Annotated in this window: 17 protein-coding genes and 1 pseudogene; 7 read left to right on the forward strand and 11 right to left on the reverse strand. The window is 67.6% G+C overall.

From position 1 onward, the window contains the following. The first annotated feature begins 19 nt into the window (after positions 1-19). Positions 20-1,450 (forward strand): aldehyde dehydrogenase family protein, encoded by a 1,431-nt coding sequence (locus HK401_RS09690; RefSeq protein ID WP_181274473.1) that lies wholly within the window; start codon positions 20-22, stop codon positions 1,448-1,450. Between the two features lie 185 nt (positions 1,451-1,635). Here HK401_RS09690 and HK401_RS21045 read toward each other — a convergent pair. The 7 genes and pseudogenes from HK401_RS21045 to HK401_RS09725 all read right to left on the reverse strand — a co-directional run. Continuing rightward, positions 1,636-2,376 (reverse strand): annotated as a pseudogene (locus HK401_RS21045) (class I SAM-dependent methyltransferase); the annotation flags it as partial. Continuing rightward, positions 2,285-4,072 carry an ABC transporter ATP-binding protein gene (locus HK401_RS09700; RefSeq protein ID WP_181274474.1) on the reverse strand — a complete coding sequence of 596 codons (1,788 nt, stop codon included), beginning with the start codon at positions 4,070-4,072 and terminating at the stop codon, positions 2,285-2,287. The gene HK401_RS09700 and the pseudogene HK401_RS21045, both read right to left, overlap by 92 nt. Further along, positions 4,065-5,924 (reverse strand): ABC transporter ATP-binding protein, encoded by a 1,860-nt coding sequence (locus tag HK401_RS09705; protein ID WP_181274475.1) that lies wholly within the window; start codon positions 5,922-5,924, stop codon positions 4,065-4,067. The genes HK401_RS09700 and HK401_RS09705 overlap by 8 nt, the downstream gene beginning before the upstream one ends. Before the next feature lie 2 nt (positions 5,925-5,926). Then, the gene (locus tag HK401_RS09710) at positions 5,927-7,411 is read right to left on the reverse strand and encodes an ABC transporter ATP-binding protein (protein ID WP_181274476.1); all 1,485 of its coding nucleotides are present in this window, start codon (positions 7,409-7,411) and stop codon (positions 5,927-5,929) included. After that, on the reverse strand, positions 7,408-8,205 hold the full coding sequence (locus HK401_RS09715; protein ID WP_181274477.1) for an energy-coupling factor transporter transmembrane component T: 798 nt from the start codon (positions 8,203-8,205) through the stop codon (positions 7,408-7,410). The genes HK401_RS09710 and HK401_RS09715 overlap by 4 nt, the downstream gene beginning before the upstream one ends. Then, positions 8,198-8,779: an MptD family putative ECF transporter S component gene (locus tag HK401_RS09720; protein ID WP_181274478.1), complete on the reverse strand. Its 582-nt coding sequence runs from the start codon at positions 8,777-8,779 to the stop codon at positions 8,198-8,200. Before HK401_RS09720 ends, HK401_RS09715 begins: the two co-directional genes overlap by 8 nt. Positions 8,780-8,934: 155 nt before the next feature. Then, positions 8,935-9,828 carry a LysR family transcriptional regulator gene (locus HK401_RS09725; protein ID WP_181274479.1) on the reverse strand — a complete coding sequence of 298 codons (894 nt, stop codon included), beginning with the start codon at positions 9,826-9,828 and terminating at the stop codon, positions 8,935-8,937. A 133-nt stretch (positions 9,829-9,961) separates the two neighbouring features. Between HK401_RS09725 and HK401_RS09730 the strand changes: the two genes are divergently transcribed. The 4 genes from HK401_RS09730 (at position 9,962) to HK401_RS09745 (ending at position 15,639) form a co-directional block, all read left to right on the forward strand. Further along, the gene (locus tag HK401_RS09730) at positions 9,962-11,422 is read left to right on the forward strand and encodes an MFS transporter (protein ID WP_181274480.1); all 1,461 of its coding nucleotides are present in this window, start codon (positions 9,962-9,964) and stop codon (positions 11,420-11,422) included. 68 nt (positions 11,423-11,490) lie between these two features. After that, positions 11,491-13,191 carry an acyl-CoA dehydrogenase family protein gene (locus HK401_RS09735; protein WP_181274481.1) on the forward strand — a complete coding sequence of 567 codons (1,701 nt, stop codon included), beginning with the start codon at positions 11,491-11,493 and terminating at the stop codon, positions 13,189-13,191. A 41-nt stretch (positions 13,192-13,232) separates the two neighbouring features. Beyond that, positions 13,233-14,459 (forward strand): CaiB/BaiF CoA transferase family protein, encoded by a 1,227-nt coding sequence (locus HK401_RS09740; RefSeq protein ID WP_181274482.1) that lies wholly within the window; start codon positions 13,233-13,235, stop codon positions 14,457-14,459. A 1-nt stretch (position 14,460) separates the two neighbouring features. Then, positions 14,461-15,639 carry an acyl-CoA dehydrogenase family protein gene (locus HK401_RS09745; RefSeq protein ID WP_181274483.1) on the forward strand — a complete coding sequence of 393 codons (1,179 nt, stop codon included), beginning with the start codon at positions 14,461-14,463 and terminating at the stop codon, positions 15,637-15,639. A gap of 37 nt (positions 15,640-15,676) precedes the next feature. Here HK401_RS09745 and HK401_RS09750 read toward each other — a convergent pair whose 3' ends face one another. Together HK401_RS09750 and HK401_RS09755 are read right to left on the reverse strand one after the other, a co-directional pair. Beyond that, the gene (locus tag HK401_RS09750; RefSeq protein ID WP_181274484.1) at positions 15,677-16,600 is read right to left on the reverse strand and encodes an amidohydrolase family protein; all 924 of its coding nucleotides are present in this window, start codon (positions 16,598-16,600) and stop codon (positions 15,677-15,679) included. A gap of 40 nt (positions 16,601-16,640) precedes the next feature. Further along, complete coding sequence (locus HK401_RS09755; protein ID WP_181274485.1) at positions 16,641-17,540, reverse strand: oxidoreductase; 900 nt, start codon at positions 17,538-17,540, stop codon at positions 16,641-16,643. A gap of 49 nt (positions 17,541-17,589) precedes the next feature. Here HK401_RS09755 and HK401_RS09760 point away from each other — a divergent pair, with 49 nt between their 5' ends. Next, a complete protein-coding gene (locus HK401_RS09760) occupies positions 17,590-19,362 on the forward strand; it encodes an ABC transporter transmembrane domain-containing protein (RefSeq protein WP_309135954.1) in 1,773 nt (590 codons plus the stop codon). Then, a complete protein-coding gene (locus HK401_RS09765; RefSeq protein ID WP_181274487.1) occupies positions 19,359-21,140 on the forward strand; it encodes an ABC transporter ATP-binding protein in 1,782 nt (593 codons plus the stop codon). The genes HK401_RS09760 and HK401_RS09765 overlap by 4 nt, the downstream gene beginning before the upstream one ends. 36 nt (positions 21,141-21,176) lie before the next feature. Here the strand turns inward: HK401_RS09765 and mgtE are convergent, their stop codons facing one another. Next, positions 21,177-22,535: a magnesium transporter gene (gene mgtE, locus HK401_RS09770; RefSeq protein ID WP_373563650.1), complete on the reverse strand. Its 1,359-nt coding sequence runs from the start codon at positions 22,533-22,535 to the stop codon at positions 21,177-21,179. A 73-nt stretch (positions 22,536-22,608) separates the two neighbouring features. Then, a complete protein-coding gene (locus HK401_RS09775; protein WP_181274489.1) occupies positions 22,609-22,977 on the reverse strand; it encodes a universal stress protein in 369 nt (122 codons plus the stop codon). Positions 22,978-22,983: the final 6 nt, after the last annotated feature.

Raw genomic sequence — 22,983 nt, forward strand, 5'->3', positions numbered from 1 at the left:
CCACGAAAGAAGGAGCATCATGACCACCGACGCCACTACCGCCGACCTCACGACCACGGCGGGCCTCCTGTCCGCCATCGAGTATCCCGCCGGACGCGAGATCCTCGACCCCGCCACCGGCGAGGTCGTCGGCCGCACCCGCGAAGGCAGCGCCGCCGACATCGACTCAGCGGTCGCCTCGGCGCGGGAAGCGCAGACCGCGTGGGCCGCTCGTCCGATCGCCGAACGCAGCGACCTGCTCAACAAAGCCGCCGACGCCGTCGAAGCCTCGGCCGAAGCGCTGGCCGAACTGCTCTCCCGCGAGCAGGGCAAGCCGCTCAACGGGCCGAACGCCCGATTCGAGGTCGGTGCCTGCTCGGCGTGGCTGCGTGCGAACGCCGCCTTCGAACTCGAGCCCGAGATCCTCGTCGATGATGGGGAGACCCATGCCGAGCTCCGCTACGATCCCGTCGGCGTCGTCGGGGCCGTCGGTCCCTGGAACTGGCCGATGATGATCTCCGTGTGGCAGTTCGCCCCCTCGCTGAAGATGGGCAACACCGTCGTGCTCAAGCCCTCCGAGTACACGCCGCTGTCCGTGCAGGCACTCGTAGCCGTCGTCAACCAGGCGCTCCCGGCCGATGTGCTCTCCGTCGTCCCCGGCGACGGCGCGGTCGGCGCCGCACTGACCAGTCACGATGGTGTGGACAAGATCATGTTCACCGGCTCGACGAAGACCGGTCAGGCGATCATGCGCACCGCCGCCGACAAGCTCGCCCGGATCACCCTCGAACTCGGCGGCAACGACGCGGGCATCGTCCTCGAGGACGCCGACCCCAAGGCGATCGCGGGTGACCTGTTCTGGGGCGCATTCATCAACACCGGCCAGACCTGTGCCGCGATGAAGCGCCTCTACGTCCCGGAATCCCTCTATGACCAGGTCTGCGAAGCCCTCGTCGAGGTGGCCGGGCAGTCCCCGATGGGCGTCGGACTCGAGGAGGAGAACGTCCTCGGCCCGCTGCAGAACAAGCAGCAGTACGACATCGTCGCTCGACTCGTCGACGCCGCAAAGAATGGGGGAGCCCGCGTGCTCATGGGCGGCGACCCGGCCGCTGATCAGCCCGGCTACTTCTACCCGACGACGCTCGTGGCTGACATCGACAACGACAACCCGCTCGTCGCCGAGGAGCAGTTCGGTCCGGCCCTGCCGATCATCAAGTACACCGACCTCGAGCAGGCCATCGAATGGGCCAACGAACTCGAGGTGGGGCTCGGATCCTCGGTGTGGGGAACGGATATCGAGGAGTGCAAGAAGGTCGCGGCCAGGTTGCAGGCCGGGTCGACATGGATCAACAAGCACGGCGCTGTCGACCCGCGAGTGCCCTTCGGTGGAGTGAAGAAGTCCGGCTTCGGCCTCGAATTCGGAGTCGAAGGACTCAAGCACGTGAGCGTCCCCCACGTCATCAGCTGGTAACCCTCCCATTTGCTACCCGACGGCGGCCCAGCACCCTGGCGCGAGGTATCAGGGCCGCCGTCAGGTGCTTTGGGAGAGCGCAGAACGAAGATGCCGTTCGGACCGTCCGGCTCATTTCTATGTCCGGGAGCGCGGAAGACGCTCACCGACCAGGGGGAGTCCGGCGCATTTTCACCGAGGTGCCAATCGCCGAACCGGTGCTGCAACGACAGCGCCGAGGAGGTCGCGCAGGAGTCTTGATCTTGAGGTCCCCCTCGGGCTCCGGTCGTCGTCCCCACGATGAGCAGCCCACCAGGGTCGAGAAGGCGTTCGACCGCTGAGAAGGTCCCCTTCAGCTCCGACTTGTCGAGGAATGCAGGAGTGTTCCCTGACATGAGGACGGCATCGTAATTCTCTGGAAGACCTCGGGCACGCAGGGCCTCGGTCGACAGGTCACCAGCGCTCATGAGACGGAACCACTGTGACTCGAAGAGGTCGGCAGCGATGTCGAGGACCGCTGGAGTCGGATCGATTCCGAATGCCTCGTGACCGCTCCTGCGCAGATGGTTCACCGCACTGCCGATGCCGCAGCCGATATCGAGAATCCGTGATCGTCGTGGGACGAGCATATCGACGAAGCGAGCATCGACACCGAGGTCGGTCCCGGAATCGTGATGGCTGCGCATCTTCTGGGCATATTCGCGAAGGCTCTCTGCCTCAACCATGGAATCAGTCTGGCATAGTTCGATTCCGCGTCCGCATGTGGAGCGAATCGTTCGGTACTTGCCCCTAATTACTACCTGACGGCGGCCCAGCACCCTGGCGCGAGGTATCTGGGCCGCCGTCGGGTAGCAACTACGGGGTGGGGCGGAGGTGCCAGCCTTGGGCGGCAGTGCGGCGGTCCCAGAAGTCCCGGTACCGTCCGCCCGCCTCGAAGAGCTCGGCATGGGTGCCCTCCTCGGCGATCCCACCGGTGCCGTCTAGGACGACGATGTGATCGGCACGACGGACGGTCTCGAGCTTATGGGCGATGACAAGAACCGTCGAGGACTGCCGCAGCTCATCGATGCTGCGGAGCACATTCGCCTCGTTCTCGGCATCGAGAGCACTCGTCGCCTCGTCGAAGAGGACGATCGGTGCCCGCTTCAACAGCGCCCGCGCGATCGACACCCGCTGCCGTTCACCTCCTGACAGGGACCGACCGCCCTCGCCGACGACGGTCTGCCATCCGTGGGGAAGAGCCTCGGCGATCTGTGTGACTCCGGCGAGCTCGGCGGCGGCGAACACCTCGGCCTCGCTCGCGTCCGGATCACTCATCGCAATGTTCGACCACAGGGTGTCGTCGAAGAGGTACACGTCTTGGAACACCATGGTCAGCTGCGACATCAGCTGGGTCGCGGGCATGTCGCGGATATCCGTGCCGCCGACGTGCACAGTTCCGGAATCGACGTCCCAGAAGCGTGCGATGAGGTAGGCGGCTGTGGACTTGCCCGACCCCGAAGCACCGACCACCGCAGTCATCGTGCCCGCCGGGATCCGCATGCTGAAATCCTCGAGCACACGGGACCCGCGAGTGTAGCCGAATGACACCCGGTCGAACTCGACCTCGCCGGGGCGCGGCAGCGGGCTGGCCTCCGCGATCTCCGGCAGGGTCTCGGCGGTCAGGATCTCCTGGGCCTGAGACAAAGGGACGCGGCCGAGCTCGACGGCGACGACGGAGTTCGACAGGTTCTGCAAGGTGATGGCGAACCGCAGCATCACCCCGATGAATGCGACCGTGACCAGCGGGGACAGGGTTCCGTCGAGGGCGAGGAGACCGGCGACGACGATGCTGACGGTGACGAGGATCTGCACTGCGATCGCTCCCAGCGCCAGGGCCGCGCTGCTGATCCACAGACTCGTGCGCTGCCGGCGCACGTCCTCGTCTGCGGCGGCCTCCAAAGGCCCGAAATCGTGAGAGCGGCCGGCCGCGCGCAGGGCCGGTTGGCAGGAGGCGAATTCGACGATGCGCGAGGAGACTTCCGACGCCGAGGAATGGGTGCGGGCATCGATGGCGCGTTTGATCCGCTGGCTGGTCCACAGCAGTCCGACGGTAACCGGTGCGAGGATCGTGATGATGAGCCCGAGGTGCCAGTCGAAGGCCCACAGCCCGGCGATGACGGTGACCAGGCTCGCGGAACCAGACACCAGCGAGGGCAGCAGGTGGGCGATGCCTTCGCCTGCGGACATGAACTGGTGGGAGACGAGGCTGGAGATCCCGCCGGTGCGGCGCCGGTTGAACCAGCCCAACGGCAGTTTGGCCAGGGCATCACCGATGGCCCGGTGGGCGCAGCGGATGAAGTCGACCGCCGCGAGGTAGCCGATGCGGGCCTCTGCATAGCGCACGACGAAGGCGAGCACCGCCAGCACTGCCAGCGTGATCAGCCAACCTGGCGTCGACATCCCCCATGCCGGTTCTCCCGTGCCGAGCGTCTGCGCCAGGGGCAGGAACGCGAGCAGGGCGAGGCCTTCGAAGACGCCGGTGACGGCGTCGAGGACCATGGACTGGCTCAGGCTGCGATTGCCTTCCGCCGACATCAGCTCTCGGTAGGAGCGGATGAGCGGAACCTTCACCGGTGTCGCCGAGGTGGCTGTCTCAGTCATCGTTCGTGTCTCCTTTCGTGCCGGCAGCGGTGACCTCGCCGAGGCGGGGCTCCCTGTTCGTGCTGGTCGTGCCCTGATCGTCCATGAGGGTGCGCAGCTGCGCTTCGTCCGGGTGATCGAGGACGGTTTCGACGCGTCCGGAACGCATGAGCACGACCCGGTCGGAACCGATGACGGACTCGGCCCGGTGGGCGATGACGAGCACGGTGCGCCCCTGCACGAGTTCGGACAGCGCCCGTTGGATCTCGTCCTCCGAGTCGGGATCGGTGGCGGCGGTGGCTTCGTCGAGGACGAGGATCGGGGCGTCGGCGAGGATCGCCCGCGCGATGGCGATGCGCTGCTCCTGCCCGCCGGAGAGCCGGACGCCCTCTCCCCAGACGGTGTCGAGCCCTTCGGGCAGGGCACGGATCTCCTCGGCGATGAAGGCCTTCTCCGCCGCCGCCCAGATCGCCTCGTCACCGGCGTCGGGTCGGGCGAGCCGGATGTTCTCCCGAAGACTCATCCGCAGCAGCTGCGGGTTCTGCAGGACGAAGGCGATCCGTTCGTAGAGTTCGACGGTGCCGAAGGTGCGCAGATCGCGACCTCCGAGCAGGACTCGACCGGAATCGGGGTCCATGAACCTGGCGGCGAGGACCGCAAGCGTCGACTTCCCCGAGCCGGAAGGGCCGATGAGCGCGGTCACCGAGCCTGTCGGCACCTCGAGGCTGACTCGGTCGAGGGCACGAGTGGTGCCCGTGTAGGAGTAGCTGACGTCGTCGAAGGAGATCGCCGCAGTCTCGGTGCCGGTCCCCGTCGCCCCGGGCATGGCGCCGGGATCGGTGTCCATAGTCGCGGTGGCGAGCAGATCGCCGAGGCGCTTGGCCGAGCTGCCGGCGATCTGATACGACCACATGGTCCGGCCGATGACCTGGATCGTGTTCGGCAGGACGAGGGCGATGAGGGTGGTGACGATGAGGTCGGCGGGAGTCACCTCGGTGGCAGAGACGAGCAGGGAGCCGATGGAGACATTGAGAACGATGAGCACGGGCACGCTCACCAGTGCCTCGCCGATCGCAGATGCCCGCAGCATCGGCCCGACCCAGCCTGTGTAGAAGGTGGAGAAGGCGCTCGCGGCCTCCGTATAGCGCGAATGCGCGCGCCCGGTGCGACCGAAGGCCTTGATCACAGCGATGCCGTCGGCGAATTCGACGGCCGTGGCCGAGACCTCGGAGAGCCGGGTGTCCATCTCCGCGGTCTTCTCGCCCATGCCGCGCATCGTCCAGGCCTGCACGATGAGGTAGATCGGCACAGAGGCGAAGGTGAGGAGTCCTAGTCGCCAGTCGATGATGAACGCGTAGACGAGGAGCGCCAGCGGGGTGATGATGGCCATCGCCGATTCGACGGGGGCGTGGGCGACGAGCTGGTGGAGGGTCTTCGTGTCGTCCTGGACGGCCTTGCGGATCCGCCCCGAGGACGTCGAAGAGAACCAGGACAGGCGGACCCCGGCGATGCGGTCGATGATCCGCGCCCGCAGGGTGCGGGTAAGCTCGACATCGGCGAAGTGGGTGATGAGCAGGGCAACGAAGGTGAGAAACATCTGCACTCCGGCTCCGGCGAGGACGAAGCCGATCGCGCCGGTGACCTCCCCGGCATCCGGGGTGGTGCCGTCCGCGGCAGCACGCACGAGCACATCGCCGAGGTGGACGAGAGCGATATAGGGCGCCAAGGAGGCCACGCCGGCGGCAGCGCCGAGGATCCGGCCCAGCCACAGACGTCCGCGAACGGGGCGGAGCATCTCGGTGAGCATCGCTGATTCCTGGGCGCGTTTCGTCTTCGGGTCGACGACCTCGGGGGCCTGTTCGGTGGCAGCCATGGTCATCCTTTCCGTGGGTGGGGTGGGGTCAGTGTGATGACGGCGTCGGCGACCTCGGTGATGAGTTCGTCGTCGTGGGTGATGACGATGACCACTGCACCCCGGTCGGCCAGGGCACGCATCTGCGCGCCGATGCCCAGAAGGTGGGCGAAGCCGAGACCCGATGTGGGTTCGTCGAAGAGGCAGATCGGTGCGTGTCGGGCCGCGGTCGCGGCGATCGCCACGCGTTGCCGCTGCCCGCCGGACAGGGATTGCGGGTGGCGGTCATCGAGGCCGGTCAGGCCGGTGGCCTCGAGCAGTGCGGGCAGATCGAGGGCCTCACGTTCGGTCGCGGACAGGCCCATGGTGATGTCGGCGGTGACTGTGTCGCCGAACAGCTGACGACCGACGTCCTGCATGACCATCGAGGAGGCGCGGTTGCGTGCGCGGGGCCGCAGCACCTTCCCGTCGAGGCGGATCGTCCCCGAGTCCTGCTTGGCCAGTCCGCAGATGAGGCGGGCGAGAGTCGACTTGCCGGCACCGTTGGGCCCGGTCAGAGCTGTGATCGTGCCGCGGTGGAACTCCATGTGGGGGATGTCGGTGACCAGCGTGCGCCCGTAAGAGAATGTCAGATCCTCGATCACGAGTCCATCGCCGTCGCCGTCATCTGGCGCAGGCGGCGCCTCGGCGGTCGGGCGGACGTGCCCCACCGTTGGAGCCTGCAGGCGCCGCAGACCTCTGGCCCGCCGTTGCTCGTCGGTGAGGGAGAAGAACCGATCGGCTGGCAGATCCTCGCTGACATGGCCGTCGGCCAGCAGCACCGCACGATCGATGATGCCGTCGAGGTAGGCCAGCCGGTGTTCGGCGATGACGAGGGTGTGTCCGGCGTCTTTGAGGCCGCGCAGCACGGTCGCGAGGAGGTCGATCGAGGCAGGGGAGAGGTTGCCGCTGGGTTCGTCGAAGAGGACGACTCCTGGTCGTTGGGCCAGTGCCGCGGTGCAGGCGACGAGTTGGAGCTGACCTCCCGAAAGCGAGTCGAGACGACGATCGAGGAGACCGGCGATCCCGGTCACGGCGATCGCCGAACGGATCCGCTCGAGGATCTCAGGTCGTTCCATGCCCTGGTTCTCGAGACCGAAGGCCAGCTCTCCGGCCACGTCGGTGGTGAAGAACTGCGTCCGCGGGTTCTGAAACACTATGGCCGCGACTTCGACGACGCGATGGACGTCGAGACCAGGCATCTCCTGCTCACTGACGGTGACCGTGCCTGCGACGGTGCCGGGGTGCAGCTGCGGGGCGAGTCCGCCGAGCAGACGCAGCAGAATCGTCTTCCCGCTGCCCGAGGGGCCGCACAGCAGCACCGCGGACCCGGGGGCGATGTCGAGGTCGATGTCGGCGATGTCGGCCCCCGCCTCGGCGGCGGTGTCTGCGGCTGCCAGCTGTGCGAGCGCGGAGACGGACCCGTAGGTGAACCCGGCACCTTCGAGGGTGATTCCTCCAGCCTTCATGCGACGCTCTCCCCGGTGGTCAGAGCGAGGACGATGAGGCCGGCCCCGGCGAGCCCGAGGATGACGTCGGCGATCGAGAAACGGAGCGCGAACACGCTGGTCGGGCGTTCGGGGCGACCGAGGCCGCGGACGAGAGCGGCGGCCGTGAGTTCGTCACCGGAGCGGATGACCGAGGACAGGAGCGGAACGATGAGCAGCTCCCCCGTGCGGATCGGGTGGGCGACGAACGGCAGCGGGCCCGGGTGGAGGCCGCGTAAGGTCATGGCATCGCGGACGGCCCCGGCTTCGCGCAGGATCGTGGGGAACATGCGGAAGATGACGGTAATGGGGACGATGACGAAGCGAGGGAAGCGGGCGGCGCGCAGGGATGCGACGAGAACTGAGGGCCGAATGGCGGTGAGGGCGTAGACCGCGAACGCGGCCGTGGCGGTGAACCGCGCCGTCCAATGGCCGATGACGCCGAGGAAGGCGAGTACGGGAGTGGGCCAGGCCTGCCCGGCCAGGGCGAGGCCGGTGCCGAGTGCGGCGATCGCCAGGGCGATCAGGCCGTAGCGGGGACGGACGGTGTACAGGCAGATCACGGCCAACAGGAGCGCGGCGTAGGCGACGATCTGCGCCGTCGAGGCGAGCACGGTGGCGTTGATGATGAGGAGGACTGTGAGGATCGTGCGCGGGTCAGGGACTCGAGCCGGGGAGCGGAACACGGCCTCGACGTCGGCGATCGAGGGAAGAGCCGCCTCGGCGGTGGTGCCGTTCGGGGTCGTGATCGGGTGGTCGGTGATGTCCTCAGACAAGACCGGCCCTCTCGAAGTGCTTGCGGCTGGACCGCACGCCGAGGTGGCCCCCGACTAGTCCGAGGACGAAGCTGATGAGCGTCCATGCGGGCAGGACCCAGGCCTGCATGAGGGCTGCGAAGGCGTCGGCGTAGGCCTGGCCCATCTGTTCGGCGGTGGTCTCGAAGTAGGCCTGCGAGTCGAAGGCGATCGGCAGGAGCGGAACGACGCTCGTGACCGCCAGGACCGCGTACGCCCAGGGGATGCGGCGGGACAGACGGGAGGCATCACCGCGGGTGATGATGAGGTCGGCGAGGAAGCCGCAGATCAGTCCGGCGGGCACGACCAGCCAGGTCTGACCGGAGAGGATGAGGAGGACGCCGTTGATGCCGCCGAGCAGGGTGAGTGCTCCGAGTTTCGGGGTGCGCACGACGAAGAGGGCGACGACGATGCCGTTGAGGATGATGCCGACGCCGAAGCCTGCGAACATCACTAAGGGGCCGAGGAATCCGGCCATGGCGAAGATGAAGGTGATGGCGAAGTAGAGCGCGGTGAAGATTCCGACGCTGATGAGATCGCGGGCGGTGAGTGACAAGGGGATCCTCGCAGTCAGGCAATAGTTGAGGCTAACCTAACACGAGTTTCGGGGGTTGACTACTAAAAATATGCGCATGTGATGATGCGCAAACCCTCCCTCATTTGCTACCTGACGGCGGCCCAGATACCTCGCGCGAGGGTGCTGGGCCGCCGTCAGGTAGCAGGGGAGGGGAGGATGTCGCGGACGATGTCGATGACCCGGGCCAGAGCCTCCGACGGGTTGTTCCGCCGCCACCCGAGTGCGAGGGTGAAGGCATCCGCGCCCTCGGCCAGCCGCACATAGCTGACCCCGTCGATGCGGATGTGTTCGGAGGACTCGACGACGATCGAGATCCCCACCTGCGCGCCGACGAGAGCTAAGAGACTGTACGGATCAGGGGCCTCCTGGACGATGCGGGGCAGGAACCCGGCCTCGTCGGACAGGCGCATCATCGCCTCTCTCACCTGCGAGCCGTGGGAAGGAGCATAGGAGATGAACGGCTGGTCACGGAGTTCGCCCATGCTGATCTCGTCCCTGACCGCGAGCTCGTGGTCGGTGGGCACGGCGACCATCACCCGCTCCTGTCGGATGACGTGGACGTCGATGCCGGCCGGCGCGGGCGGACTGATGATCGCCAGATCCAGGTGCCCGTCACGGATGGCCAGCGCGGCCTCGCCCGAATAGGTCTGGGGTCGCAGCGCGAGTTCGATGCCCGGCTGTCTCTCCGCGACCTCGCGGGCGAGCAGAGAGAGGATCGAATAGCCGCTGGTCCCGCCGAAGCCGACCTGGACGCGGCCGACGATTCCCTCCTGCGCGGCACGAGCGATCCGTTTGGCTCCCTCGACCTGATGGACGATCGATCGCGCGGGCTCGAGCAGGGCCTCCCCGGAGGCGGTGAGTCTCACTCGTCTCGTCGTGCGTTCGAACAGCGGGACCCCGAGTTCGCGCTCCAGCGACCGGATCATCTGGCTCAGCGCCGGCTGGGCGATATGCAGACCCTCCGCCGCGCGCCCGAAATGCAGCTCCTCGGCCACGGCGATGAATGCCGTGAAATGCCGCAGCTCCATGAGCGTTCCCCCCTCTTGACGTCCGATTGATAAGTATTCAGTCTCAATATGGTCAAGATTACCTATTGGACTTGCTTGAATCCAGGTGGAAAAGTGACTGCTGACACAGACCGTCTTTCGCAGGAGAACAGACATGAGCACGAACGGATCAGCGTCGATCCAATTGCCGACGACCGCCTCGCCGACTACGGCCATCGATCCCAAGCAGGGTCGTCGAGCCGGAGTCGCCGCCTTCATCGGCACCACCATCGAATGGTTCGACTTCTACATCTACGGCACCGCCTCGGCGCTCGTCCTCGGACATCTCTTCTTCCCCGACGTCAGTCCGGCGATGGGCACGCTGGCGGCCTTCGCAACCTTCGCCGTCGGCTTCATCGCCCGCCCTCTCGGCGGCGTCATCTTCGGTCACTTCGGCGATAAGTTCGGCCGCAAGAACACCGTCATCACCACCCTCATGCTCATGGGCCTGGCCACCGTCGGCGTCGGCCTGCTGCCGACCTATGAACAGATCGGCTTCATGGCCCCGATCCTGCTCGTGGTTCTGCGTGTCGTCCAAGGCGTTGCGATGGGCGGCGAATGGGGCGGCGCGGTGCTTATCGCCACCGAGTTCGCACCACCGGGCAAGAAGATCCTCTTCGGCGCCTTCGCCCAGCAGGGCTCCCCGGTCGGAAACCTCCTGGCCACGGTCGCCTTCCTCGGCCTGACCTATCTCAGCGCAGAGAACTTCGGAGCCTGGGGCTGGCGGATCCCGTTCCTCGCCTCGGCGCTGCTCATCATCGTCGGTCTCTACATCCGACTGAAGATCACCGAATCCCCGGAGATGGTGGCCGCGACCCAGAAGGAACCGCAGAAGCGCACGCCTCTGGTCGAGCTGCTCCGCGACCACTGGAAGGTCGTCTACCTGGCCATCGGTGCCGTGGTCACCGGTGTCGCGATCACCTACGTCAAGACCACCTTCGCGCTGTCCTGGGCCACGACCGACCTCGACTTCGGCCGCACCGAGTTCCTCCAGATCGTCACCGTCGCCCTCATCGCCCAGGTGATCGTCCAGCCCTTCGGCGCGATCCTGGCCTCGAAGATCGACGCCCGCAAGGCCATCCTCATCATGCTGCTGCCCGAACTCGTGCTGCTGCCGCTGATGTTCGTCCTCATCCAGACCGGCAGCTACGGGCTCGCGATGCTCGGCATGGTCCTCGCCACCGCCCCGCACGCCATGTACTATGCCGCGCTGGCCGGGGTGCTCGCCCAACTGTTCCCGACCACCATCCGCTACACGGGAATCTCCGTGGCCTACCAGGTCTCTACGGCACTGTTCGCCGGCACCGCGCCGTTCCTCAGCCAGGCCCTGCTCAGCGCCACCGGTTCGATCTGGATCGTCGTCGCCCTCGGCCTCGGCTACGTCCTCATCTCCGCGGTGTGCATGTCCCTCCTGCTGCGCGGGACCTCCTGGACGAACAGGGAGGGCGAACCCGGCCACACCGCCGAGGTGGGGCTCCCCACCGAGGCGACAGCCACCTCGGCGAGCCGCACACCGAACGCTCCCTCACCGAACCCCGCCGCACCGTCGGGCACGAACCCCACCACGACCCGCTGATCCGGGCAGTTCGGCCCCACGAACCGCGCCGACAGCCACGAAGAGAAGCACAGAGAGAAGAAGGAACAATGAATTTCGTCGACCTCGACCCGGCACTGCGCCCCCTCATCGAGTCCCACCTCGACCCGGCCGACCGTGAGCTGCTCAACCCGGTGCTCACCGCTCTCGGCGCCGATGCCGCCGCGCGGCTGGCGCCCTTGGCCGATGTCGCGGACAAGAACCCGCCGACCCTGGCGCAGTTCGACCGGGAAGGCGACCGCGTCGACACCATCGACTACCACGCGAGCTACCAGGAGCTGCAGAAGGCCGCCTACGAGGAGTACGGGCTCTCGGCGCTGTCCCATCGCGGGCTGCACGGCTGGGAGGAAGTGCCCCCGCACCTGATCAAATACATCCTCTCCTACGTCTTCGTCCAGGCCGAGTTCGGCCTCGCCTGCCCCGTATCCATGACCGATGCGGCCGCGCGGACCCTGCGCAAGTTCGGTGAGGGCCCCAAGGTCGCCGAGGCGGTCGACCGTCTCATCTCCACCGATCCCGATTCGCGGTGGACCGGTGCGATGTTCATGACCGAGATCCAGGCCGGCACCGACATCGCCCGGACCGAGACCGTTGCCGAACGCGAGGGAGAGGACTGGGTGCTCTCGGGCCGCAAATGGTTCGCCTCGAACCCCGACGCCGACATCATCCTCACCCTCGCCCGCTACCCCGGCGGGGATGAGACGACCCGCGGCGTCGGCCTGTTCATGCTGCCCAAGCACCTCGCCGACGGATCGAAGAACTCCTATGTCATCGACCGGCTCAAGGACAAGCTCGGCACCCGGTCGATGCCCAGCGGCGAGATCACCCTCAACCGCGCCCACGCCATCCAGATCGGCGACCTCGACCGCGGATTCCGGCAGATGGCGGAGATGGTCAACACCTCCCGCCTGTCCAACGCCATGCGCTCCACCGCGCTCATGCGCCGATCGATCAACGAAGCGCTCGCCCATGCCCGGAAACGCGTCGTCTTCGGCAGGCCGCTCGTCGACGCACCACTGATGCGCATGACCCTGCTGCCGCTTCAGGCCGAGGCGGAAGCGGCACTGGGTCTGGTCTTCCACGCCGGGGACACGCTCCAACGCGCCGATGCCGGCGACAAGTCCGCAGCCGCTCAGATCCGCGTCCTCACCCCCCTGGCCAAGCATTACATCTGCAAACGCGCCCGCTTCGTCACCGGTGAGGCGATGGAGGTGCGCGGCGGCCGCGGATACATCGAGGAATGGCCCGATGCCCGCCTCGTCCGCGACTCCCACCTCGGTTCCATCTGGGAGGGTTCGAGCAATGTCATCGCCCTCGACGTCCTGCGCTGCATGCGCAAACAGAACACCCACCACCTCCTCGCGCCGACGATGACGGAGAAGCTCGGCGACATCTCCGACGCCGAGGCGGGTCATGAAGTCCGTGAGCTGCTCAGCCGGTGGGAGGCCATCGTCGATCGCGGAGACGCGATCCTCGCCGCCGAACCTGATGCAGCCGAGGCGCTCATCGGCGGCTACGCCGACAGCCTGGCCCAGCTCATCATGGCCACCCTCCTGCTCGAGCAGGCCGATGTCGAAGCCTCCCGTGACGGAAACTGGCGCAAACTCCTCGTCGCCCGTACCTTCATCGGGGGAAACATCCTCGGCGACGAGACCGCCGTGGTGTCAGCGCTCGCCCACTTCGAGGACATCATCGATGGCAACACCATCCCCCGCGAAGCACTCGCCACGACCCCCGCACCCGTGGCCTGAGACCACTGACACTCAAGACCGCTGAGACACCGGAGCATGCAGTGAGAACCATAGACCCCGAACCCACAACCGAAACGAACGGCACAGCCGCGGAGACCTTCCACGGTCCGCTCGAGGGGGTGCGCGTGATCGACCTGTCGAAGATCCTCGCGGGTCCCTACGCCACCATGTCGCTGGCGGACCTCGGCGCCGAGGTCATCAAGGTCGAACACCCCGATGGGGGCGACCCGACACGGGCTTGGGGCCCACCGATGGTCGGGGCCGACGCAACCTACTTCCACGCCGCCAATCACGGCAAGAAGTCCGTGACCATCGACCTCAAGTCCGATCGCGGTCAGGCCCAGGTCTTCGACCTCCTCGCCGACGCCGATGTGCTCGTCGAGAACTTCCGTCCCGGCAGCTCGCTGCAGAGGATCTTCGACTATCAGGAGCTGTCGGCGAAATTCCCGCACCTCGTCATCCTCCACATCTCCGCTTATGGTGATCACGGACCGATGCGCGACGAACCCGGCTATGACATGGTCGCTCAGGCGCGCGGGGGTCTGATGTCCCTGACCGGTGAACCGGGCGGCCCGCCGATGAAGGCGGGATTCGCGATGGGCGACCTCGGCGCCGGCCTATTCGGGATCATCGGCATCGTCTCCGCGCTCTTCGAACGCAGCCGCACCGGCAAGGGGCAGTACCTGACGACCTCGCTCTACGAGGGCCAGCTCGCGCTGCACGTGAACTGGGCGACGAACTACTTCGCCGACGGCAAGCGCCCGCACGCACTGGGCTCCGGGCACCCCAATCTCGTGCCCTATCAGGCCTACCCGGCTCGTGATGACTACTTCGTCATCGCCATCGGCAACGACTCCCTGTGGCAGAAGCTCTGCACCGTCCTCGACCGGCCCGACCTCGGGGGAGACGAACGCATCTCCGTCAATGCCGGACGGCTCGAACACCGCGAGTACGTCAACGCCGAACTCAGTCGGAGCCTGCGCATGCAGACCGTCGACCACTGGTGCACTCTGTTCTCCGCTACCGGGATCCCGGCGGCACCGATCAAGCACCTCGACGAGGTCTACGCCGACCCGCAGACCGAGGCGCTCGGGATGGTCCAGACCGTCGACCACCCCAGCGCCGGGCCGATGCGGCAGGTCGCCTTCCCCGTCAACTTCAACGGCACCCGCCCACCGGTGCGTTCGGCGCCACCGGAACTCGGCGCCGATACGCACGACATCCTCGGCGACTCAGCCCCTCTGACCGCAACCACGACTGGAGCCTGACATGACCACCACGACCACCGCCGACCCCTCCGACCTCCTCGACCTCGCAGGGCTCTTCACCGAGACCGAACTCGAACTCCGCAACCGAGTCAGGGCCTTCGTCGAGGACCGGATCCGGCCGAACATCGCCGACTGGTACGAGAACGCGGTCTTCCCGGCCGAGATCGTGCCCGAGATGGGCGCTCAGGGTCTGCTCGGCATGCACCTGAGCGGCTACGGCTGCCCCGGACGCTCCGCCGTCGAATACGGCCTCGCCGCCCTCGAACTCGAGGCGGGTGACTCGGGCCTGCGCACCTTCGTGTCCGTGCAGGGGTCGCTGGCGATGTCGGCCATCCACAAGTTCGGCTCCGAAGAGCAGAAGAGCAGCTACCTGCCGGGGATGGCCGCGGGAGAAATCATCGGCTGCTTCGGTCTGACCGAACCCACTGCCGGCTCCGACCCCGGCTCGATGGCGACGACCGCCACCCGCAACGCCGACGGGACTTGGACCCTCAATGGCGCCAAACGCTGGATCGGGCTGGCTTCGATCGCGGAGATCGCCGTCATCTGGGCCGCCACCGAGGACGGCATCCGCGGATTCCTCGTCCCCACCGACACCGAGGGGTTCACCGCCACCCCGATCGCGCAGAAGCTCTCCATGCGCGCCTCCATCCAGTGCGACATCACCCTCGACGAGGTGGCCCTCCCGGCCGACGCTATCCTGCCGGAAGCGAAAGGACTGAAGGGGCCGTTCTCCTGCCTCAACGAGGCCCGCTACGGGATCATGTGGGGTGCGATGGGCGCGGCCCGCGACTCCTTCGAGGTGGCGCTGAACTACGCCCAGAACCGTCTGCAGTTCGACAAGCCGCTCACCGCGTACCAGATCACGCAGGAGAAGCTGGTGAACATGGCGCTCGAGATTCAGAAGGGCACCCTGCTCGCAATCCAGACCGGGCGGCTGAAGGACGCTGGCACCCTCGATCCGGTGCAGATCTCCGTCGGCAAGCTCAACAACTGCCGGGAAGCCATCCAGATCTGCCGCGACGCCCGCGCGATGCTCGGCGGCAACGGCATCACCCTCGAATACTCACCGCTGCGGCATGCCAACAACCTCGAATCCGTGCGCACCTACGAAGGCACCGACGAGGTCCACACCCTCATCCTCGGCCGCCACATCACCGGACAGCAGGCGTTCCGGTGATCTGACAACCGTGATCCGACAACGGTGATCCGACCCCTCAGACGAGCCGACGTCCGCCGACGACCACCTCGGCGGGTGAGCTCACCACCGAAAGATCAGTGAGCGGATCACCGTCGACGACGATGAGGTCGGTGCGGGCCCCTTCGACGATGCGACCGCGATCGCTCAGCCCGAACGCGTCCGCAGCCGCCGAGGTGGCCGCGCGGATCGCCTCGGCGCCGGTCATGCCCGCCTGCACGAGGTATCCGAGTTCGGAGTGCAGCGAGGGACCGTGCGGCACGGGCGCGAACGGTGTCTCGTTCGCGTCCGTACCGGCGACGATCGTCGCCCCGCCATCGAGCAGAGCCGAGACATTGCCGATGGCCAGCTCCATCGCGGCATCGGCATGCTCGCCGAGGCGGGTGTCAGCGATCGCGCGCATCATCACCAAGGTGGGGGAGACGAGGGTTCCGGACTCGACGATCCTTGAGATCGTCGCCTCCGACAGCGGCCGATCGAAGGGGATATGGGTGAGGACGTCAACCCCGGCATCGAGCCCGCGGTCGAAGGACGCGGTCGTCACCGCGTGGGCGACGGTGAGCAGGCCCCGCTTCCGGGCCCCGTCGACGATCGCCTGCAGCGTCGGGATGTCGAGGGCGGGCGTCTCCGTTGCGTCGGGGTCCTCGATGATGATCTTGATGAGGTCGACGCCGTTGTCAGTGCGCCAGTCGAGGAACCGTTCGGCGTCATCGGGGCCGGTGACACCGGATTCGGTGGGGAATCCCATCAGCAGAGCGTCACGGGACTTGAGGTGCACGTGAGTGTCGATGAGACCAGGAAGCACGGTCGCCGCCGAGGACGGATCCGGCCCCGCAGCCGGGCGGATCGCCGTGATCGTATCGGAGAATTCGACGTCGACGGGCGCGGCCGACGAGGTGGGGGAATCGGGGTCGAGGATGCGGACATTGTGCAGAACTGTCATAGCGTCACGATACTCACCGCGACTGCGAATGGGTCGAGCATCAGCGAAGCGATTCGGGGAACCTGACTCCCGTCAGCTCCTCCGATGTCTCCCACAGCCGCCGCGCGACGTCCTGATCGAGCGAGGCCGGCGTCCGGCTGGCGAAGACGGGTTCGCCGCGGGTCTCGAATGCTCTGCCCGGACCGAGGTAGGAATTGCCCGGCACGTCGGCCACCGCTGCGTTGAGCGTCGGTGCGGCACCAGCGGTGTCTCGCTGCGCGACCAGTCGCGTGAACGCCCTGCCCAGCCCCCGCCGCAGCGGCGAACCTTCGCTGGAGTGGAAGAGGTTCGTCGCCGCCAGTCCGGGATGGGCTGCTGTCGCGATCACCTCGGTGCCCGCCTCGGCCAGTCGACGGTCGAGCTCGGTGGTGAAGAGCAGGTTCGCAAGCTTCGACTGGGCATAGGCGCTCATCGCCCGGTACCGACGGCGTTGCCAATTGAGATCGGAGAAGTCGATGGCACCCTGCTTATGGGCGAGCGAGGAGACGGTGACGACTCGAGACCGGATCTGCGGCAGGAGGAGGTTCGTCAGCGCGAAATGCCCGAGATGGTTGGTCCCGAACTGGGACTCGAAACCGTCGACGGTATACCCCAAGGGCGGGATCATGATGCCGGCGTTGTTGATGAGGACGTCTATCGGAGAGTCGAGGTCTGCGGCGAAGGCTCGGACCGAGGCGAGATCGGCGAGATCGAGTTCGCGGACCTCGACCGACCCGCGCATCGCCTTCGCGGCGGCCTCACCTTTCTCCCGGTTGCGCACCGCGAGGATGACGTGGGCCCCAGGTGCGGCGAGAGCGCCGGCGCTCACCCGCCCGAGGCCGCTGTTGGCGCCGGTGACGACGAAGGTCTGACCGTCGAGGGACGGAAAACCGTGCTCGAGGTCGGCAGGGATGGGCAGCATAATGGGCAGTGTAGTCCTCGAAGATACTGGTGATGTTAGGGTATCCTTCGTGCCGACCATTCCTTCGTCAGGTTCGACCCTTCTGTCCAGAGCCGCCCGTCGGCGCCTGCCCCTCCTCATCCCGGGTGCCGTCACACTCTCGTTGTGGCAGGTCTGTGAAGCACTCGTGCCCGTGGCCATCGGCATCGTCGTCGACCAGGCGATCATCCCGCTGTCGTGGCCGATGCTCATCGTCTCGATCATCGGCGTCGGCCTCCTGTTCACCGTGCTCAGCCTCGGCTACCGCTTCGGCTCCCGCTTCTGCAACGCCGCCCGCGAACACGAAGCACACGCACTGCGCGTCGAGATCACCCACGCCGCGCTCACCTCGGCGAACCTGCCCGCTGACCGGGCCTCGGGCGAGGTCCTCTCGATCGCCTCGGCCGATGCCGACACCGCAGCCATGTCCTTCCAGCAGGCCGGACGCGGCATCGCCTCGGTGCTCGGCATGCTCACCGCCGCCGTCTTCCTCCTCATCGCCGACCCGGTCACCGGACTCGTCGTCCTCATCGCCGTGCCGATCGGACTGATCATCGTCGCCCTGCCCGGTCGTTCGGTCTCGGCCAAGGCCGGCGCCCAGCTCGAGGCCGTCGCCCGTGCCGGACGCTCGGCCTCCGACCTCATGCACGGTCTGCGGGTGATCAAGGCGATGGGCGGCGAACCGTGGGCCGTCCGGAGATACCGGACCACCTCCGACGAGGCGGCCGTCGCCGGCATCGCCACCGGTGAGCGCACGGGTCGCCTTGCTGGCCTCGGCGCCCTCGTCATGTCGATCGTCCTCGCCGCGGTCCTCATCGTCGCCGGCCTGCGCCTCATCGACGGCCAGATGAGCGTGGGTGCGCTCATCGGCATCCTCGGCATGACCGCGTTCCTCACCGAACCCATGCGGGCGCTCGCCGACATCGTCGGACAGTTCGCCCAATCCCACGGCGCCGCCTCCCGGATCGCCACCCTCCTTCACGACATCGACACAGCCGATGCCGCTGACAGTGCAGGCACCACCGACAACGCAGGCACCACCGACAACGCAGGCACCACCGACAACGCAGGCACCACATCGGCGACGGACCGTCCAGAACGCCCGGGCCGCCCGGTACCGCCGGCCATCACCCTCGACGGCTCAGGCCTCTCCGTCAGAAACTGGGACGTCGGCGAGAACCGCAACGTCGACTTCACCACCGCCTTCGGGGAGCTCACCTGCATCGTCACCGAACAGGCCGAACCCGCGGCGAACCTCCTCGGTGCCCTCGGCGGCCACGCCCGCGGGACGGGACCGGATTGGATGATCGTCTCCCCGCACACCGTCGACCTCTTCGAAGGCACGATCCGGTCGAACATCACGATGATCGTCGGCACCACCGACCACCCCGTCACCGAGGACGTGCTCATCGCGTCGGGCACCGATGAGCTCCTCGGCCTCGTCGACGGCGGACTCGACCACCGGATCCAGGAACTCGGCGGCAACCTCTCCGGCGGGCAGCGCCAGCGCGTCGCGCTCGCCCGCGCGCTCGACGCCGACCCGTCCGTCCTCGTCCTCCACGAACCCACGACCGCCGTCGATGCCGTCACCGAGGCACGCATCGCCGAGGGCGTGACCCGGCTGCGACGCGGCGCCGAGGCGACCGCCACCCTCATCCTCACGAGCTCACCGGCCTTCCTCGCCGCCGCCGACACCGTCGTCTTCGTGCCCTCCGCCGGGCCCGCGCTCATCGGCGGCCACCATGAACTGCTCGCCGCCGCAGACGGCACCGCCGAGGCCTACCGACAGGCAGTGACCCGGTGAGAGCACACACCACTCTGACGATCGCCTCACGCCGTCGATCCTTCTCCCACCTCGCCCCGCTCCTGCGCGCGAGGGCCGGATGGGTCGTCCTCCTCGTCATCGCCGGACTCGCCAACGCGGGAGCCGGACTCGTCGGACCCTGGGCGATCGGCCGCCTCGTCGACGAGCTTCCCGCCGGGGCCGGTGAGGACGTCGTCTGGTTCTGCGCGATCGCCGTGGCCGTGGCCGGAATCGTCATGGCCCTGGGCACGTGGATCGGGGCGTGGGCGCTCGCCCACATCGCCATGCCGGTCGTCGCCGAACTGCGCACCGAGGTCGTCGACGCCGCGATGTCGCCGGAGTCCCAGCGGATCGAATCGACGGGGACCGGCGACCTCGTCTCCCGCGTCGCCGATGACTCCCGTAAGATCAGCGAGGCCGCCGCCCAAGTGCTGCCGCTCGTCGTCGAATCCCTCCTCGTCGTGCTCGTCTCCGCCGCCGGGCTGGTGGCGATCGACTGGCGACTGGGCCTCGTCGGCCTCATCGCCCTGCCGATGTACTGGTTCACCCTGCGTTGGTATCTGCCCAGATCAGAACCCATCTACAAGGAAGAGCGCGCCGCGTTCGGCCGTCGTGCCGGCCGCCTCCTCGGCGGACTGACAGGGGCGCAGACCCTGCGCGCCTACCGCGCCGAGGGCGGGGAGATGACCCGCATCGACGCGGCCTCGGGCGAGGCACGAGACCTCTCGATCCACGTGTTCCGGTTCCTCACCCGCGCCTTCGGCCGCAACAACCGCGCCGAGGCGGTCGTGCTGTCCCTGCTGCTCATCGCCGGTTTCGCCCTCGTCTGGTTCGGCGAATCCACGGCCGGAGCCGTGACCACCGCAGCACTGGTCTTCCACCGCCTGTTCAACCCCATCGGCGCGCTCGTCGGACTCTTCGACCAGGTCCAATCCGCCGGGGCATCGCTGACCCGCATGGTCGGCGTCATCGACGAAGCCACAAACTCGCCGAGGCGGTCGCAGGCTTCCGTCGACCGTGCCGTGACCGCGGCGCCGGCCCTCGTGATCGACGACGTCTGGTTCACCTACGACGAAGACCCGAGCTCGGACAACCATGTGCTCACCGGCGTCGATCTGCGCATCGACCCCGGTGAGGTCGTCGCCGTCGTCGGTACCACGGGCGCGGGCAAGTCGACGCTGGCCCGCATCGCCGCGGGACTCTCCGCACCCAGCCGAGGCCGCGCGATGCTGGGGACCGCCTCGGCGGGGCAGGAGCTGACCACGTTGCCGGAATCCGTGCTCCGCGGACACATCGCCATGGTCGCGCAGGAGGTCCACACCTTCGTCGGAACCCTGCGGGAGAACATCGCCCTGCCCGTCGACGAGGCACCCGATGAGGCGATTCTCGCGGCCCTTGACACGGTCGGCGCAGACTGGGCCCGGACCCTTCCACAGGGTCTCGACACGGCGGTCGGGGACGGCGGGCAGCGGCTGAGCCCGGTCCAGGAGCAGACGATCGCCCTGGCCCGGTTGGTGCTCGCCGACCCGGATTTTGCGATCCTCGACGAGGCCACCGCCGAGGCGGGGTCGGCCGGAGCGCATGTCCTCGAAGGCTCCGCGCGGGCTGCCCTGGCCGGTCGCGGTGCGCTCGTCGTCGCCCACCGGCTCAGTCAGGCGGAGACCGCCGATCGGGTGCTCGTCATGGATCACGGCCGCGTCGTCGAGGCCGGCACTCATGCCGAGCTCGTCGCCGCCGGCGGACGCTACGCCGAGCTGTGGGAGGCCTGGTCGGCCTGAGCCGGCAGGCTGACTCTCACCGCAGGCCGACAGTCCTCACCGCAGGCCGAGCACCGTGGTCGCGATCGTGAAGTAGAGGATGAGCCCGGTCGCGTCGCAGAACGTGGAGATGAACGGGTTGGAGAACACGGCCGGATCCGCGCCGACCTTCTTCGCGATGATCGGCATCAGCCCGCCCACCGTCGCGGCCATCATGCACACCGACAGCAGGGTCAGCCCGATGACCAGGCCGATCGGCCATCCGTAGACGAGACCGGCGATGACGAAGCCCAAGGTCCCGAGCACCGCACCGAGCACGGCGCCGACACGCAGCTCCCGCCAGATCACCTTCCCGAGGTCGCGGATGCGCACTTCCCCGACGGCCAGGGCTCGGGTGACCGTGGTCGCCGCCTGGTTGCCGGTGTTGCCGCCGGTGCCGGTGAGGAGCGGGATGAAGAGCGCGAGGACGACGACCTGATCCAGCCGATCCTCGTAGACTTCGAGGACCTGGACGGTGAGGATCGCGGACACGGCGAGGACGAGCAGCCAGACGATGCGGCTGCGAACGACGCGCAGGATCGTCGAGGACAGGTAGGACCGGTCGAGCGGCTCGGTGCCGGAACCGCGGGCGAAGTCCTCCGCGTCCTCCTCGTCGATGATGTCGAGGACGTCGTCCATGGTGAGGATCCCGACGAGGCGGTCCTCCTGGTCGGTCACCGGCATCGCGATGAGCCGGTGGGAGAGGAACTCACGGGCAGCCTGCTCTCGGTCGGTCAGCGCATGCGTGCTGATGGAATCGCGGACCATGTCCCCGATGATCTCCTCTCCGTCGGCGGCGAGGAGGTTGCGCAGGGACACCACCCCGCGCAGCACCCGACCAGGGCCGACGACGGGCAGAAGGTAGACGGTCTCGGGTCCGTCGATGCGGGCGTGGACGACGTCCATCGCCCCTGCGACGGTCCAATCCTCGTGCAGGCCGAGCACCTCGGGGGACATGTAGCGACCGATCGCGGACTTCGGATAGCCGAGCACCGCCGAGGTCATCTCCCGCTCGTCGGCGGTCAGCCCCTTCATCAGGCGGCTGACCACGCTCGCAGGCAGTTCGCCGAAGAGTTCGGCACGGTCATCGGGATCGAGACCGTCGACGATGTCGGCGACCTCGGGTTCGCGGAGGTTGCCGATGAGTTCGGCCTGATAGGCCGGCGGAAGGTCCTCGAAGACGTCGAGGGCTTCGGCTTTTGTCAGCACCTTAAAGAGCATCGCCGACTGCAGCGGCGTCGACGTGTGGACGAGGCGGGCGATCTTCGCCTGCGGCACCTGCCGGGCCAGGTTGGCGATCTCGTCGAGGGCGGTCGGATCGATCCTGCCGGTGAGAGCGGATTCGAGTCGATCGGCCGCCGCCGGATCAGTCGTCATCTCCTCCATGGGCGCTCCTCCACCTCGTCGGTCCGCTGGTCGAGACCCACCCTATGCCATGGGTGCTCGGCCCTCAGGACCTGGTGCGGTCGGTGCGCACTGCCAGCACCGGGACGGGGGAGCGGAGGATGAGCCGCTGGGCGACGGAGCCGAGGACCGCTTTGCCCACCCGGGAGCGTCCGCGGAGGCCGAGGACGAGCCGATCCACCTCGGGGTGCTCGTCGATCTCGTCGATGACCGCGGCCACGGGGTCACGGTCGCCGCGACCGGACCGGTTGATGACGGTGACCTCGAGGCCGGGTGGGACCTCCTCGGTGTCGAAGTCGTGCAGGGTGAGGTTGATGAGCAGCAGTCCGGTGCTGCGTGACTGCGCTTCGGCGACGGCGGACTCGAGGGCCAACCTGCCCTCGGGGCTGTCGGTGACGGCGACGGCGACTGACATGGAGAC

Source organism: Brevibacterium oceani (assembly GCF_013623835.1).
GTDB lineage: Bacteria > Actinomycetota > Actinomycetes > Actinomycetales > Brevibacteriaceae > Brevibacterium > Brevibacterium oceani.

Coding starts and splice junctions, on each gene's coding strand:
- HK401_RS09690 (WP_181274473.1), top strand. CDS start 20: ATGACCACCGACGCCACTACCGCCGACCTCACGACCACGGCGGGCCTC.
- HK401_RS09700 (WP_181274474.1), bottom strand. CDS start 4,072: ATGACTGAGACAGCCACCTCGGCGACACCGGTGAAGGTTCCGCTCATC.
- HK401_RS09705 (WP_181274475.1), bottom strand. CDS start 5,924: ATGGCTGCCACCGAACAGGCCCCCGAGGTCGTCGACCCGAAGACGAAA.
- HK401_RS09710 (WP_181274476.1), bottom strand. CDS start 7,411: ATGAAGGCTGGAGGAATCACCCTCGAAGGTGCCGGGTTCACCTACGGG.
- HK401_RS09725 (WP_181274479.1), bottom strand. CDS start 9,828: ATGGAGCTGCGGCATTTCACGGCATTCATCGCCGTGGCCGAGGAGCTG.
- HK401_RS09730 (WP_181274480.1), top strand. CDS start 9,962: ATGAGCACGAACGGATCAGCGTCGATCCAATTGCCGACGACCGCCTCG.
- HK401_RS09735 (WP_181274481.1), top strand. CDS start 11,491: ATGAATTTCGTCGACCTCGACCCGGCACTGCGCCCCCTCATCGAGTCC.
- HK401_RS09745 (WP_181274483.1), top strand. CDS start 14,461: ATGACCACCACGACCACCGCCGACCCCTCCGACCTCCTCGACCTCGCA.
- HK401_RS09750 (WP_181274484.1), bottom strand. CDS start 16,600: ATGACAGTTCTGCACAATGTCCGCATCCTCGACCCCGATTCCCCCACC.
- HK401_RS09755 (WP_181274485.1), bottom strand. CDS start 17,540: ATGCTGCCCATCCCTGCCGACCTCGAGCACGGTTTTCCGTCCCTCGAC.
- mgtE (WP_373563650.1), bottom strand. CDS start 22,535: ATGACGACTGATCCGGCGGCGGCCGATCGACTCGAATCCGCTCTCACC.
- HK401_RS09775 (WP_181274489.1), bottom strand. CDS start 22,977: ATGTCAGTCGCCGTCGCCGTCACCGACAGCCCCGAGGGCAGGTTGGCC.